The following is a 15116-nucleotide window of genomic DNA, read 5'->3' as shown; positions in this document are numbered from 1 at the left end:
CACCGAGGGCGGTTTTTTGTGGAGAAACGTCTTTTCTGACAAATGCGAAAAACACGGAAAAACCGCAGTGTCGCCATTATGCCTCACCCCGGAAATGCAGGGTTTTGCCTTTCCGTTGCGGAAACCAGCCTCGCGCAAGCTTCAAATTTTCCCGCCAAGTCACTGATTTTTCTATTCGCTTTTCCTATCCCCGTTTTCCACAGGCACTCCACACAATATCTTGTGGTTAAAAATGGGTTTCAATCTATGGCTTGACGAATCTGTGTCACGAGAGGAAAGTGACACTTATGTTGCGGCGGCAACGGACCGGAAAGTAACGAGGCCGGTTCTTTTCCATCTTGAGCGCGCGTGTCCAGACGGCGTCCCGGCCATGAGGGGGCGGTTCGCCGATGGCTTTTCTGCGCCGTGTGGAACCGCCAAAAACATCACGCGGGGACTGGCAGCAAGAATGTGTTAATACTATATATAGTAGGCTTGCAGCCATCTTAAACACGAGATACAGGGGTGGCATCCAAGGATGAACATCCCTATCAGATCGGCAACAACCGGCTGCGCGAAGGCATCGCACGGCTGGATCGGATTTTTGCGCCCTTCACCGGGCGCCCCAATGGACGAGGACAGAAACCATGCGCATTGAACGCCGCTTCACGAAGCCCGGCCAATCGCCTTACGCGGAGATCGACTTCCGCAAGGCCGTCAGTGAAATCAAGAACCCGGATGGATCCATCGTGTTCCGTCTGGCTGACATCGACGTTCCCGCGCAGTTCAGCCAGGTTGCGACCGACGTTCTGGCGCAGAAATATTTTCGCAAGGCCGGCGTGCCGAAGTTCCTGAAGAAGGTCGAAGAGAACGATGTTCCTTCCTTCCTGTGGCGCTCCGTTGCCGACGAAAAGGCGCTGAAGGACGTTCCGGAAGCCGAGCGCTACGGCTCCGAAACCGATGCACGCCAGGTTTTCGATCGTCTGGCCGGCACCTGGGCCTATTGGGGCTGGAAGGGCAAATATTTCTCGTCCGAAGAAGATGCGTCCGCTTTCAAGGATGAGCTTGCCTATATGCTCGCCACCCAGCGTGTTGCTCCCAACTCCCCGCAATGGTTCAACACCGGCCTGCACTGGGCCTATGGCATCGATGGTCCCGGCCAGGGCCACTTCTATGTCGACCCGTTCACCGGCAAGCTGACCAAGTCCAAGTCCGCTTACGAACATCCGCAGCCGCATGCCTGCTTCATCCAGTCCGTTGAGGACGACCTCGTTAATGAAGGCGGCATCATGGACCTGTGGGTGCGCGAAGCGCGCCTGTTCAAATACGGCTCCGGCACCGGCTCCAACTTCTCCTATCTGCGTGGCGAAGGCGAAAAACTCTCCGGCGGCGGCAAGTCCTCAGGCCTGATGAGCTTCCTCAAGATCGGCGACCGCGCAGCCGGCGCCATCAAGTCCGGCGGTACGACCCGCCGTGCGGCCAAGATGGTCGTCGTTGATGCCGACCACCCGGATATCGAAGCCTATATCGACTGGAAGGTGAACGAGGAGCAGAAGGTTGCCGCGCTCGTCACCGGTTCCAAGATCGTCGCCAAGCACCTGAAGGCGATCATGAAGGCCTGCGTCAACTGCGAAGCAGACAATGGAGACTGCTTCGACCCGGCCAAGAACCCTGCCCTGAAGCGCGAAATCCGCGCTGCCAAAAAGGACATGGTGCCGGAAAACTACGTCAAGCGCGTCATCCAGTTCGCAGAGCAGGGTTACAAGGACATCCAGTTCAAGACCTACGACACGGATTGGGATTCGGAAGCCTACCTCACGGTATCCGGCCAGAACTCCAACAACTCCGTCTCGCTGAAGGACGATTTCCTGCGCGCTGTCGAAAATGACGGCGACTGGAACCTCACCGCCCGCAAGGACGGCAAGGTCATGAAGACGCTGAAGGCCCGCGACCTCTGGGAAAAGATTTCCCACGCCGCCTGGGCGTCTGCCGATCCGGGTTTGCACTTCAACACGACGATGAACGACTGGCACACCTCGCCGGCGGCCGGCCCCATCCGCGCTTCTAACCCGTGCTCGGAATACATGTTCCTCGACGACACGGCCTGCAACCTCGCCTCGCTGAACCTTCTGCAGTTCAAGGATCAGGCGACGAAGCGCATCGATATCGCCGATTACGAACACGCCGTTCGTCTGTGGACCGTGGTGCTCGAAGTGTCCGTCATGATGGCGCAGTTCCCCTCGCGCCAGATTGCCGAACTCTCCTATGAGTACCGCACCCTCGGCCTCGGTTACGCCAATATCGGCGGCCTCCTGATGTCCTCGGGCATTCCCTATGACAGCGCCGAAGGCCGCGCCATTGCCGGTGCGCTGACTGCCATCATGACCGGCGTGTCCTATGCCACCTCGGCCGAAATGGCCGGCGAGCTTGGCCCCTTCCCGGGCTTTGCGCCGAACCGCGACAACATGCTGCGCGTCATCCGCAACCACCGCCGCGCCGCCCTTGGCCAGTCGGACGGTTATGAGGGCCTGTCGGTCAACCCGGTCGCGCTCATCCATGGCGACTGCCCGGATCAAGACCTGATCGCCCACGCGACAGCCGCCTGGGACAAGGCGCTGGAACTTGGTGAAAAGCACGGCTACCGCAACGCCCAGACGACCGTTATCGCACCGACCGGCACGATCGGCCTGGTGATGGATTGCGACACGACCGGCATCGAGCCCGACTTCGCGCTGGTGAAGTTCAAGAAGCTCGCCGGCGGCGGCTACTTCAAGATCATCAACCGCGCCGTTCCGGATGCGCTGCGGTCGCTCGGTTATTCCGAAAGCCAGATCGCCGAGATCGAGGCCTATGCCGTCGGCCATGGCAATCTCAACCAGGCTCCCGGCATCAACCCCTCGACGCTGAAGGCCAAGGGCTTCACCGATGAGAAGATCGAGGCCATCAATGGCGCGCTGAAGAGCGCCTTCGACATCAAGTTCGTCTTCAACCAGTGGACGCTCGGCGCCGACTTCCTCAAGGAAACCCTGAAGGTTTCCGACGAGCAGCTCTCCGACATGAGCTTCAACCTGCTCGAGCACCTCGGCTTCGGCAAGAAGGACATCGAAGCGGCCAACGTGCACGTCTGCGGCGCGATGACGCTGGAAGGCGCACCGTTCCTGAAGAACGAACACCTGGCGGTCTTCGATTGCGCCAACCCCTGCGGCAAGATCGGCAAGCGTTATCTCTCGGTCGAATCGCATATCCGCATGATGGCGGCGGCTCAGCCCTTCATCTCGGGCGCGATCTCCAAGACGATCAACATGCCGAACGATGCGACGGTTGAGGATTGCGGCGCAGCCTACATGCTCTCCTGGAAGCTGGCGCTGAAGGCCAATGCCCTTTACCGCGATGGCTCCAAGCTTTCCCAGCCGCTCAACGCTTCGCTGGTGGAAGACGAGGACGACGAAGACTTCGTTGAAGAACTGATCCAGCAGCCGCTCGCCCAGCAGGCCGTGACGATCACCGAAAAGATCGTTGAACGCGTCGTTGAGCGTGTTTCGCGCGAGCGTGAAAAGCTGCCGAACCGCCGTCAGGGTTACACCCAGAAGGCAACTGTCGGCGGTCACAAGGTCTATCTGCGCACCGGCGAATTCGGTGACGGCCGCATCGGCGAAATCTTTATCGATATGCACAAGGAAGGCGCCGCCTTCCGCGCGATGATGAACAACTTCGCCATCGCCATTTCGCTCGGTCTGCAATATGGCGTGCCGCTGGAAGAATATGTGGAGGCCTTCACCTTCACCAAGTTCGAACCGGCCGGCATGGTGCAGGGCAACGACGCGATCAAGAACGCCACGTCGATCCTCGACTACGTGTTCCGCGAACTCGCCGTCTCCTATCTCGGCCGCCACGATCTCGCCCATGTCGATACGTCCGACTTCTCCAACACGGCGCTCGGCAAGGGTATCCAGGAAGGCAAGACCAACCTCGTTTCCACCGGCTGGACCCGCGGTTACAAGCCGACCATCGTGTCCCGCAATGACGGCGAACGCACCGCTTCCGAGCCCAAGGGTTCGGCAACGGCAGCCCCTGCCCGCGCCTCGGCCAACGTAACGGCTTTCGCCGGCTCCGCCGCCCGCAAGCTGGAACCGACAGTCGCCATCGCAACCTCCGAAATCGTCTCCTTCAAGCGGGACTATGAAGAGCGCGCCAAGGAACTGGCCGAAGAAATCGCCGAAGAGGTGATCGACGAGGTCGTCCAGGAATCCCAGCAGACCGCGACCGCCCTCTTCTCCGACAAGGCCGCCGCAGACGCAGCGTCAGCCAAGACGGAAGCCAAAAAGGTGGAAAACGAACGCCGCATGCGCTCGATCGCTCAAGGCTATACGGGCAACATGTGCTCGGAATGCCAGAACTTCACGATGGTGCGGAACGGCACTTGCGAGAAGTGCGATACTTGCGGTGCTACGAGCGGTTGCAGCTGAGAAATACAGGGATAAGTAGCGCAACCACTTTCCACTAGCTTAAGTTAAGCAGAATATATCCCCGCTGTGATTTAGTTCATCGCGGGGATTTTTATTGAGGAGGTCTAGACTTTGTCACTTACAAATACATATCTAGTCGGCTCGGGACGAGTGAGAGAGTTTTTTGAAAAAATCAAAAGCGGCCAAGCGCCGGAACAATTCACCACGCAGCTTCTTAAAGATTGGGGCTTTGGCTCGTCGAATGACAGAGCCTTTATTCCTCTATTGAAAGCGCTTGGGTTTCTTTCACCCGATGGTAAACCCACTTCAAGATATCACACTTATCGTGATCATTCTCGATCCGAAAAAGTGATGGCGGAAGCTCTTCGGGAGGCATACTCAGACATCTTTCTTATAAAAGAAATTCCGTCAAACTCAGATAAATCATCAATACTTGGAAAATTTAAAAGCTACCACAATACAAACGATAATGTTGCTGGCTTGATGACAAAAACATTCTTGGCACTTTGCGAGCTAGCAGACTTCAAAGGTGGAAATGTTACCAAAAATGAAGTGTCATCCGAGCCGTCGGCAAATGTTTTGGATCGAATGGTAGCCCCCACAGGGCACGTTAGCCATAGACCTCCACCCGGCCTTCACTACAACATTCAAATTCACTTACCAGCCACAAAAGACGTGGAAGTATATAACGCGATTTTTAAGTCCCTCAGAGAACATCTATATGACCACTAAGGAGCTTAGAGACTTCCTTTTTCGCGGGCTAATGTTCGAAGCTGAGGCAGCCAATTTCCAGTCGGCGGGGATTCAAGTTGGGGCAGACCAACGTGATGCTGAAGAAAAACTACTTGCCGAAGCTTTGTCGCCCTTCAGCGTGTCTCTTCGCAATCGAGCACTTGAAATGGCGAGGCTTTATGCCGTTCTATTTTGCTTCGAAAATTCGGTCCGCGACTTCATTCGAGACACTCTCTTGGAAAAAGATGGAATAGAGTGGATTGAGCAGCTACCGCCGAAAATTAGAGGGCATGCCGAATCCCGTCGAAGCGCCGCCATACAAGACTCTTGGCTTGAAGGCGAAAACACAGATTTGCTTGGCTTTGTAGACTTTGGCCACTTAGCCCAAATCATTATAAACAAATGGGATTATTTTCCGATATTACCTTCTCAACATTGGCTTAAACAACGCATGGACGAAATGGAGAGGGTTAGAAATTTTATTGCGCACAATAGAATGCTGCTTCCGAGCGAGTTTCAAAGACTATATATGTACATCAATGACTGGAACCGAGTTGTGGGGCTTTAAGCTTGATAGATACGTCGCGAAGCCGTTTTTACCACCGTGCCTTAATTGACGAGCGTTCTAAATGCCACGCATCGACTACAGTTGATCCAAAGGAACGGCCGCCGCACTCCTGAAACGCGCAGCCTGACCCGCCTCACCCCATAAAATCCATCAGCAACTTCACATTCAACGCCGCAATCACCACCGCAATCAGCCACGCGAACGCCGAGAGCCAGAGCGGTGAGCGCAGTTCGCCCATCTTGGCCTTGTCACCGGTGAACATGACAAGCGGGAAGACGGCGAAGGAGAGTTGCAGGCTTAAGACCACCTGCGTCAGGATCAGCAGTTCGCCCGTGCCGCTCTCGCCATAAAATATCGTCACGCCGGCTGCGGGGATGATGGCGATGGCGCGGGTGATGAGGCGGCGCAGCCATGGGGCGAGCTGCATCTTGAGGAAACCCTCCATCACGATCTGGCCGGCGAGCGTTGCCGTGACGGTGGAATTGATGCCGCAGCATAAAAGCGCCACGCCGAACAGCGTCGGCGCAATGGCAAGGCCGAGCAGAGGCGCCAGCAGATTATGCGCCTCGCCGAGTTCGGCGACATTGGTCTGTCCCGCCTTGTAAAAGGTCGCCGCCGCCAGAATGAGGATCGAGGCGTTGATGAGGAGCGCGAACATCAGCGCGACGGTGGAATCGAGGGTCGCGAATTTCAGCGCCTCGCGTTTTTCGGCAATCGTTTCGCCGATTTCGCGGGTCTGCACGATGCCCGAATGCAGATAGAGATTATGCGGCATGACGGTCGCGCCGAGAATGCCGAGTGCGAGATAGAGCATGTCAGGATTGGTGACGATCTCGGTCGTCGGCGCAAAACCAAGAATTACCTGCCCCCAGTCAGGATCGGCGAGCGCCACCTGAATGGCGAAACACACGGCGATGACGCCAAGCAGCGTGATGACCAGCGCCTCCACCCAGCGGAAACCGAGCCTCTGCAGATAAAGGATCAGGAACACATCGAGCGCGGTGATGAGAACGCCGAGTTCGAGCGGAATGCCGAAGATGAGGTTAAGGCCGATGGCCGTGCCGATGACCTCGGCAATATCGGTGGCGATGATGGCGATTTCCGCAAGCAGCCACAGCAGCATCGCCACCGGTTTCGGATAGGCGTCACGGCAGGCCTGGGCGAGGTCGCGGCCGGAGGCAATTGCAAGACGGGCGCAGAGCGATTGCAGCACGATCGCCATGATGTTCGAGACCAGCGCAACCGTCAGCAGCGTATAGCCGAACTTCGAGCCGCCGGCGAGCGACGTCGCCCAGTTTCCGGGATCCATATAACCGACGGCAACGAGATAGCCGGGGCCGAAAAAGGCCATGGCCCGGCGAAACGTGCCGGCATTCGGCTTGATCCGGATCGAGGAGTGAACATCGGACAATGAAAGATCGTCGCCGTTTCGTCGCCATCCAAAGACTGGCTTGTCCATACTATGCGCTTTCTGAACGGAAATCTGATTAATGCAATTGCAAATCATTCGCATAAAGAGACGCAGGACGCAAGCTGACTTTTGACGCCGCATGTCGTGCGTAGCGCCCTCTCCCGGCACTGCGACCGGTCACGAGGATGCTGGACGATTGACAATGTCGTTACTCGACACCGCGCGCCATTGCCTCGCCATGTCAGCCATCGCTAGAAAGATCGGCGCCATCAGAAATTGAAAAGTGCGTCAGTCTGGCTGAGGAGAAGCGCGTGAATATTGTCGCCCATGTCGAAATCCCCGTGACCGATCTTGATCGGGCGATCCGCTTCTATCGCGCTGTTTTTGATGTACCTTTTGCCGAAATCGCCGCGATCCACGATAGCAGAATGGCCTATTTCCCTTTTGACAAAAACAGCAATGGCGCCAGTACCGCGCTTGCTGAAGGCCCGGCCTATGTGCCGACGCGAGATGGAGCGATCGTCTATTTCAGTGTCGCTGATGTGGACGATGTTATTGCCAGAGCCCTTGCCAATGGTAGCGAGCTTCTATTTCCCAAAACCCTGGTGAATGACGCCCTCTTCGTCGCAGAAATTTCTGACAGCGAGGGAAACCGGATCGCCATTCAATCTGCCTGATCGGCCTTCCCGAGACCAAATCACCGGACTCACGTCCTTGTCATCACCTGTTCGCCGCCCAAACGGAACAGTCGCGGGAGCGCTGGCGTTGATCTTTCACCGAAACACTTAAATCTGGGGAAGTTCATGCGACAACACCGGAATAACGACGTGGTGAACCATCCAAGCCGGTGGCCGAACTACATCATGGGGCACAAGAAGCCCCGCGAGTGGCTGATGACGATCAGCGGCGTCCTGCTGCTCTTCGTCGTCGCGGCCGCGGTTGCCATGGGATACCTCGTCAGCAGCCATCCCGGCAAGCCGGAGCCAAACCCCGGCATTGTCGAAGAACAGGCAGCGAAAGGTTAGAGGACATCCGGGCCGGTCAGCTGAGGCCCGCGAGATGCCCGCTGAACTGTGCCTCGTGCAAGCGGCTATAATGGCCCTTGGCGGCCAGCAGCTCCGCATGCGCACCTGTCTCGGCAATGCCCGTCTGGTCCACCACCACAATGCGCGACGCATCCCGGATCGTCGCCAGCCGGTGGGCGATCACAAGCGTCGTGCGCCCCCTGGCAAGCTCCGTCAGCGATTGCTGGATGGCCCGTTCGGTTTCGGTGTCGAGCGCCGATGTCGCCTCGTCCAAAATGAGGATGGGCGGATTCTTCAGGAACATGCGCGCAATGGCGAGGCGCTGCTTCTGCCCACCGGACAATTTGACACCGCGCTCACCGATAACGGTATCGAGCCCGAGCGGCATGGCCTCAATGACGCCGTCCAGCCGCGCGCGCCTAGCGGCATCCATAATCTCTTCGTCTGAAGCGCCAAGCCGGCCATATTCGATGTTCTCGCGGATCGTGCCGCCGAACAGGAACACATCCTGCTGCACGATGCCGATCTGATTGCGCAGCGAGGCGAGCTTCATCTTTCTGATATCGATGCCGTCAATGGTGATCGCGCCGCTGGTCACGTCATAAAAACGCGGCAGCAGCGAGCAGAGCGTCGTCTTGCCGGCACCCGACGGGCCGACGAAAGCCACGGTCTCGCCGGCGCTGATCCTCAGGTCGATATTGCTGAGAACCTGCTTGCCCTCGGCATAACCGAAGCCGACATGGCGGTATTCGATATCGCCGCGCAGCAACGGCGCGTCCACCGCATCGGGCGCATCGACGATATCGGGCGCAGTATCGAGAAGCTCGGTGAAGCGGCGAAAACCGGCGATGCCCTTCGGGTAGGTCTCGATGACAGAATTGATCTTTTCCACCGGCCGGAAAAATACGCCGACCAGAAGCAGGAAGCCGACAAAGCCACCCTCCGTGAGGTCGCCATTCAGCACGAACCATGCGCCGCAGATCATCACGATCATCTGTGTCAGACGCATGCTCATATAGCTCAGCGAGGTGCTGGCCGCCATGATCTTGTAGGCGTCGAGCTTCGTACGGCGGTATTTCTGGTTGTCCTTTTCGAACAGCGCCCTCTCGTGATCCTCATTGGCGAAGGCCTGCACCACCCGCATACCGCCGACATTTTCCTCGATCCGCGCGTTGAAATCGCCCACACGACCATAGAGCGCGCGAAAATTCTGCGTCATGCGGCCGCCATAACGGCTGGTAACCCAGGCAGTGACCGGCACCACGGCGGCCGTGATGAGAGCGAGCGGGACGTTTACCGAGAGCATCAGCAGGAACGCGCCGATAAAGGTCATGATGGCGATGAACAGATCCTCGGGGCCGTGATGCGCCACCTCGCCGATCTCTTCCAGATCCTTGGTGAGCCGACCCACGAGATGACCGGTCTTCTGGTTATCGAAATAGCGGAAAGAGAGCTTTTGCAGGTGATCGAAAGCGAGCCGGCGCATATCGGTCTCGATATTGATGCCGAGCATGTGTCCCCAATAGGTGACTGTCGCCATCAACCCGGTATTCAGCACATAGATAAGCAGAAGCCCGACGGAGGCGGCAAGAATGATCGCCCATTCACCGCCCGGCAGAAGCACATCGACGAAGGCCTTGACCGCCATCGGAAAGCCGAGTTCGAGCACGCCCGAAAGGACCGCGCAGGAAAAATCGAGAATGAACAGGCCGCGATAGGGGCGGTAATAGGCAAAGAAACGGCGAAGCATGGCATGACCTGGAGATCGGGCGCGGCGATCGGACACCGCGAAAAATTCGGAGTTCAATTGTCATATTTCAATGCGCGAGCCAAGGCTGATGCGCTATTTTTACCAAAATCCTTCAATAGCCTACACAATAAACACACAACGGTAATGTGAACGCGTCATATTGCACTTATATGTAGCCGTATGACAAAATGAATGCGCCCCTAGGGGAGACTGGGAGAAAAGCCTGCCGTGAGTAACAGTGACAGCCGTAAGCAGAGTGGCGAACCGAGATGGCTTGGCCCCGCCAGCCCGACGCGGATCGCCCTGATCCCGCCTATCTCGGCGGCGCGCTGGCTTCTGGTTCTCGTTGCGCTGGCCGGCATCTATTTCTTCCACGGCTTCCTGGTTCCGGTTCTCGCTGCCCTCGTCATCGGTTTCGCCAGCTGGCCGGTGTACACCCGCCTGCTGCGGCAGGTTGGCGGCAACACCACCCTCGGCGCCACCATCGCCATTGTGCTCATCATCGCCTTCCTCGTGGTGCCGATCTTCATTGCCGCTTCCTATACGGCAAGTGAAATCCGCGAGTGGTTCGGGTGGGCCGTGCATGTGAACAAGACCGGCGCCCCCGTGCCAGACTGGATCGCCGCCCTTCCCGCCATCGGCCCCTGGCTCGGCGAACAGTGGGTGAAATACATCGGCACCCCCGGCGCCATAGGCGAGGTCATCCAGCTCGTCAGCGGCGCCAATATCGGCAACATCTACCGGGCGATCCTCGCCGCCGGCAACGGCGCGTTTCATCTGGTGCTGACGCTGCTCTTCATGCTGATCGCGCTGTTCTTCGTCTACCGAAACGGCGCCGGTTTCACCCGTCAGGTCGATCTTGTGGGCGAGCGCATTCTGCCGACGCGGTGGGAACGGATTTCACGCGTCGTGCCCGCCACCATCAGTTCCACGGTCACCGGGATGACACTGATCGCCATCGGCGAAGGCATCATCCTCGGCATCGCCTACTGGATCGCCGGCGTCCCCTCGCCCGTCACGCTCGGCGTTCTCACCGGCGTCATGGCGCTCATTCCAGGCGGTGCTCCGCTCTCCTTCACGCTGGTATCGGTCTATCTTGTCGCCAGCGGCTCGCCCGCCCACGGGCTGGCCCTGTTCATCTGGGGCTCGGTAGAGCTTTTCATCGTCGACAAGACCATCCGCCCCAAGCTCGTCGGCGGCCCCATCAAGCTACCCTTCCTGCCCACCTTTTTCGGGCTGGTCGGTGGTGTCAAGACCATGGGTTTCCTCGGGCTTTTCATCGGCCCGGTGCTGATGGCGCTGCTTGTGGCCATCTGGCGAGAATGGGTGCGGGAGGTCGAACTCTCCGCCGCCGTCACCGAACTACCGCCTCCGCCCCCCACGCAGGATGATACGGTCGCAGAGGTTGTGTCGCGCGACGATGGCAACGATGAAAAGACGGCGTTCCGAAAAGCCGCTTTCTGACCGGCGACACCGACGTGTGTTGTCTCGCTCGATAGTGTAACGCGATCGCTACGTCATACCGGCCTCGAGCCGGTATCCAGCGGACGCGCATGGCGCGCGCGAGACTCGTTTCATCCCAAGGCTTGGACCGGCTGGATGACAGATCGACACGGATCCAGGCCGCAGGCCCTAAAGCACCTTCTCCATGAACAGGCTAAGCGGATCGGGCTTATAGGGCGCGAAGGCCTCGATCTCGACGAACCCCGCCTTCCGGTAAAGACCGATTGCTTCCGGCTGGCTGATGCCGGTTTCAAGCCGAATAGCGGAAAGGCCGCGTTCGATACCGCGGTCGATAATCGTATCCATGATCAGCTTGCCAATGCGCAGGCCGCGGGCATCGGGATCGACGAACATGCGCTTGACCTCGGCCGTGCCGTCGCCAGCCTCCACCAGCGCACCGCAGCCGACCACCCGGCCATCGTGCCGCGCCACGAAAAACGAGACATTTTCTTTTTCCAGCGCGCCAATATCGACCAGATGATTGCTCTCGGCGGGATAAAGCGATGCCATATAGGTATTGGAAAGATCGATGAGGCGCAGAACCGCACCCTGCCTCGGGGTTTCAAGCTTGATTTCGGTGGCCACTGGTATGCCTGCTTTCTTTCAGAAAATGCGTCTTTCGTCGTAATGTCACTGCAATCGAGATAGATGAGGTTTTAGAGCAATATTCCCGACAGAGGCAACCACGCACCATGAAAACAGCCCTCGTTCTCATGACCTTCCTCGGCTGCGACGACAGCGCCACCGACTGCCATTACCTTGCCACCTCGCAGCAGCGCTGGACAAGCATCGAGCTCTGCGACGCCGTGTCGGAAAAGGAGCTGGAGCGCTTCGCAAATGCGTCCTATCCCGTCGTGGTCGCCGTTTGCCAGACGCCTCCTGAGCAGACCCCGCAGACGGCAGGCGCGCAGCCGCCTGTAGCCGCGCCCCAGGCAGCGGTGGAAGTGACACCGAAGGAAGAAGAAAGCTTGACCAGGCAGGCAATCAGCCGCGTCAGCCGCATCCTGCCTTCCACCGAAGGCATCAAGCACCTCTTGGGCACGCCCGTCAGGATGGTTGAAAACAGCTATTCGTGGATCGCCAAGCGGTTTGACAAGTGATTGGGGCGCGAAGGCAAAGCGTGCCTGCCGTCGCCATAAAGTAATGGGTCCGGCTGTTTACGCCGCATCGACGGTCAGGGCTTCGGCATAATGCCGCGCCTTTTGCCTCTCCTCGGTCAGGGTAAGCTTTCGCACGGCATGCAGCAATTCGAACAGTGCTTCGGAGCCGTCGACATCGCGGAAATGGGCGAGCAATTCCGCCGAGACGGAGGCCGGCGCCTCCGGAACCTGGGAGCGGGCCGCACGCCGCCACATCATCGTCGCCTCGATGAAGACACCGACGACATCGCCGAACAGGCCGACCGACTGAAATAGCGCCTTCAGCGCATGCGGCCGCCCCGTCGCCAGAATGGCGCGCACCTTGCGGTCATCGAGACCGGACAGATTGACCATCGCCGCCGTGAAAAACTCAAGACGACCTGAACAGACCGCGTGGATCAGCAGCGCCGGCGTCAATTCCAGGCGCTGGCGCAGATGTTCCACCAGCGACGGCAACTCGGATGAAGAAACGTTCGAAGCGATCAGAATGGTGGCGGAATCTTCCGCTTCCCGGAAGAGGCCTTCGGCGCGCTGACGTGCGATCATCGCGTGAACGAGCGACGAGCCGGCAAGCGCATCGCTGATGCGGCGCACCAGCAGATGGCGCGCATCCGCCGGCAGTTCTTCCCGGCGCAAAAGAAGGTCACGAATATCCGCGTCGCCGCCATGGCGTTCGGCAATGCGCCGTAGTGAAAATGGCGTGATGAAGGCCTGATCGTTTTCAAGCATGATGACGGTTTCGGGCAAATCCCCCACTTCGGCGAGAGCCGCGCAGACACCGCGCGCCAAGCCGGGACGCGCTGCGATGAGCGAGCGCGTAAGACTTTCGCCGCGGGCAGCGATATCAACCAGATCGGCTTCGCTGAGAGCGGGGGAGCGGGCAATCACCGTGCAGGCGATTTCCAGTTGATCTTCCGCTAGTGAGACGAGAATGGCGCGTGGCGCATCGGGCGCGTCGGCGAGCGCTTCGGCAAGCGCAAGCCTTACCCGGGGCGACGGGTCGTCCAGCAGGTAGGTCATGGTCATATAGGCGGCATCGCGGTTTTCCGGCGCCAGATCGGACTGGAGATAGGTGCGACCGAGCGCATAGGCGGCCTTCGCCCGCTCAGTCGATCCAGCCTTTTCAGACCAGCGAAGAAATGCCTGTACGATCACCGGAGCCTCGAAACACATTCATACAACGGGTGACGGCATCCGCGCCGCCGCCATGTATAAGTTCTAGGCGCAAATGGTTTACGTTTGGTTCACCATAAACTTTAACCTTGCCGCGATAGGCCTATGGTCACCGCGCCGCCGTGGGCCGCTGCAGTTGGAACACATCTGTGCCGCCATCGCTATAGTCCATGTAGCCCATGCGCGCGACAGGGCGCGCAAGGCCCATATCGATACGGCCATCGCGAATGATCGTCTCATCGATATGAATCCCCATGACCTGGCCGATCACCATCCAGGAGTCGGATGGTTCCCCCTCGATATCCGTCAGTTGCTGAATCTGCGTCACGCGGCATTCGAGAGCGGCAAAAGCCTCGCCCACATAGGGCGCGTCCACGACCCGGCCGGCGACGGCCGTCAACCCGGCAAGCTGGAACTCATCGATCTCATAGGCCACAGGCGCGGAAGAGGCATTCATATGATCGATGAGATGCCGGCTGACGAGGTTTGCGGTGAAGACACCAGTCTCCTCCACATTGCGCAGACTGTCTTTGCGGCCGCTGGAGGAAAACATGACGAGCTTTGGCCGGTCCGAGACCGCGTTGAAGAAGGAATAGGGAGACAGATTGATGAAGCCATCCCTGCCCTTCGATCCGATCCAGCCGATCGGCCGCGGTGCGACAATCGCCTTGAAGGGATCATGGGGCAGGCCGTGTTGGTTGGTATCCGTGGTGTAGAACATCACACATCCCCGACCCAGGTGACGACATCGGCAAGGTCCGGCCGGGGACGCTCCACCGGCGGAAATACCGTCGAGCCGATATGGATGTAACCCGCAATTTTTTCGTCCGCGCTGACGCCGGTTTCCGACAGAAAGGCCGGGTCAAACGCAAACCACTCCGTCAGCCAGTTGGCGGCAAAACCGGTGGCATTGGCAGCGAAGATGAGGTTGAGGCAAACGGCGCCCGCAGACATGACCTGCTCCCATTCGGGGATTTTGAAATGCGGCTTGGCGGTGCTGATAACGGCGATCACAACAGGTGCGCGGGTGAAGCGCGTCCGCTCCACGTCCTGCTGCTGAAGGTCGAGTTCGGGATTCTTCTCGAGCGCGATCCTGAGTGCCGTCTCTCCGAGGCGCACACGCTCCTCGCCGCGATACACAACGAAACGCCAGGGAGCGAGCTTGCCATGGTCGGGAACGCGCACGGCAAGGCGCAGCATGTCCTCGATCTGCGCCGTCGAGGGTCCCGGTTCGGCAAGTTGCAGGGCCGGCGTGGAGCGGCGAACCTTGAGGTAATCGAGGAGCTTGATATCGCTGGTCATGATCAAAAACTTTCCATTCTGCTGTCATTGCGAAAACATGGGCCTTGAAATAGCCACGGCATTGGTTT

13 protein-coding genes are annotated in these 15116 nt (G+C 58.6%); 7 read left to right on the top strand and 6 right to left on the bottom strand.

Annotated features, from left to right (window positions below; translation table 11 throughout):
• The first annotated feature begins 626 nt into the window (after positions 1–626).
• The 3 genes from AT6N2_RS02205 (at position 627) to AT6N2_RS02195 (ending at position 5745) form a co-directional block, all read left to right on the top strand.
• Positions 627–4445, top strand: coding sequence for a vitamin B12-dependent ribonucleotide reductase (locus AT6N2_RS02205; protein WP_209088132.1), 3819 nt, complete (start codon positions 627–629; stop codon positions 4443–4445).
• Positions 4446–4556: 111 nt separating this feature from the next.
• The gene (locus AT6N2_RS02200; protein ID WP_209088129.1) at positions 4557–5177 is read left to right on the top strand and encodes a DUF5343 domain-containing protein; all 621 of its coding nucleotides are present in this window, start codon (positions 4557–4559) and stop codon (positions 5175–5177) included.
• Complete coding sequence (locus AT6N2_RS02195; RefSeq protein ID WP_209088127.1) at positions 5167–5745, top strand: Swt1 family HEPN domain-containing protein; 579 nt, start codon at positions 5167–5169, stop codon at positions 5743–5745. Before AT6N2_RS02200 ends, AT6N2_RS02195 begins: the two co-directional genes overlap by 11 nt.
• Before the next feature lie 133 nt (positions 5746–5878).
• Here AT6N2_RS02195 and AT6N2_RS02190 read toward each other — a convergent pair whose 3' ends face one another.
• Positions 5879–7204: an Nramp family divalent metal transporter gene (locus AT6N2_RS02190; protein ID WP_209088124.1), complete on the bottom strand. Its 1326-nt coding sequence runs from the start codon at positions 7202–7204 to the stop codon at positions 5879–5881.
• 263 nt (positions 7205–7467) lie between these two features.
• Here AT6N2_RS02190 and AT6N2_RS02185 point away from each other — a divergent pair, with 263 nt between their 5' ends.
• Positions 7468–7833, top strand: a complete 366-nt coding sequence (locus tag AT6N2_RS02185) for a VOC family protein (RefSeq protein ID WP_209088121.1) — start codon at positions 7468–7470, stop codon at positions 7831–7833.
• A 126-nt stretch (positions 7834–7959) separates the two neighbouring features.
• Positions 7960–8181 carry a hypothetical protein gene (locus tag AT6N2_RS02180; protein WP_063948826.1) on the top strand — a complete coding sequence of 74 codons (222 nt, stop codon included), beginning with the start codon at positions 7960–7962 and terminating at the stop codon, positions 8179–8181.
• Positions 8182–8197: 16 nt separating this feature from the next.
• Here AT6N2_RS02180 and AT6N2_RS02175 read toward each other — a convergent pair whose 3' ends face one another.
• Entirely contained in the window at positions 8198–9931 is a 1734-nt protein-coding gene (locus AT6N2_RS02175; protein WP_209088118.1) for an ABC transporter ATP-binding protein, read from the bottom strand.
• 228 nt (positions 9932–10159) lie between these two features.
• Between AT6N2_RS02175 and AT6N2_RS02170 the strand changes: the two genes are divergently transcribed.
• Positions 10160–11395 carry an AI-2E family transporter gene (locus AT6N2_RS02170; RefSeq protein WP_209088114.1) on the top strand — a complete coding sequence of 412 codons (1236 nt, stop codon included), beginning with the start codon at positions 10160–10162 and terminating at the stop codon, positions 11393–11395.
• A gap of 168 nt (positions 11396–11563) precedes the next feature.
• On the opposite strand, the gene AT6N2_RS02165 is transcribed toward AT6N2_RS02170, so the two are convergent.
• A complete protein-coding gene (locus AT6N2_RS02165) occupies positions 11564–12019 on the bottom strand; it encodes a GNAT family N-acetyltransferase (RefSeq protein ID WP_209088111.1) in 456 nt (151 codons plus the stop codon).
• Positions 12020–12126: 107 nt separating this feature from the next.
• On the opposite strand from AT6N2_RS02165, the gene AT6N2_RS02160 reads away from it, so the two are divergent.
• Entirely contained in the window at positions 12127–12534 is a 408-nt protein-coding gene (locus AT6N2_RS02160) for a hypothetical protein (RefSeq protein ID WP_063948823.1), read from the top strand.
• Between the two features lie 57 nt (positions 12535–12591).
• Here AT6N2_RS02160 and AT6N2_RS02155 read toward each other — a convergent pair whose 3' ends face one another.
• From AT6N2_RS02155 to AT6N2_RS02145, 3 genes are all read right to left on the bottom strand, one after another.
• A complete protein-coding gene (locus AT6N2_RS02155) occupies positions 12592–13746 on the bottom strand; it encodes a DUF2336 domain-containing protein (protein WP_209088108.1) in 1155 nt (384 codons plus the stop codon).
• Between the two features lie 109 nt (positions 13747–13855).
• Positions 13856–14467: a flavin reductase family protein gene (locus AT6N2_RS02150; protein ID WP_209088105.1), complete on the bottom strand. Its 612-nt coding sequence runs from the start codon at positions 14465–14467 to the stop codon at positions 13856–13858.
• Positions 14467–15048 (bottom strand): nitroreductase family protein, encoded by a 582-nt coding sequence (locus AT6N2_RS02145; protein ID WP_209088102.1) that lies wholly within the window; start codon positions 15046–15048, stop codon positions 14467–14469. The genes AT6N2_RS02150 and AT6N2_RS02145 overlap by 1 nt, the downstream gene beginning before the upstream one ends.
• Positions 15049–15116 lie beyond the last annotated feature (68 nt).

The organism is Agrobacterium tumefaciens, assembly GCF_017726655.1.
Taxonomy (GTDB): Bacteria; Pseudomonadota; Alphaproteobacteria; order Rhizobiales; family Rhizobiaceae; genus Agrobacterium; species Agrobacterium tumefaciens_B.
Note: the sequence above shows the minus strand (reverse complement) of the source record. Positions and strands in the feature narration are given on the sequence as shown.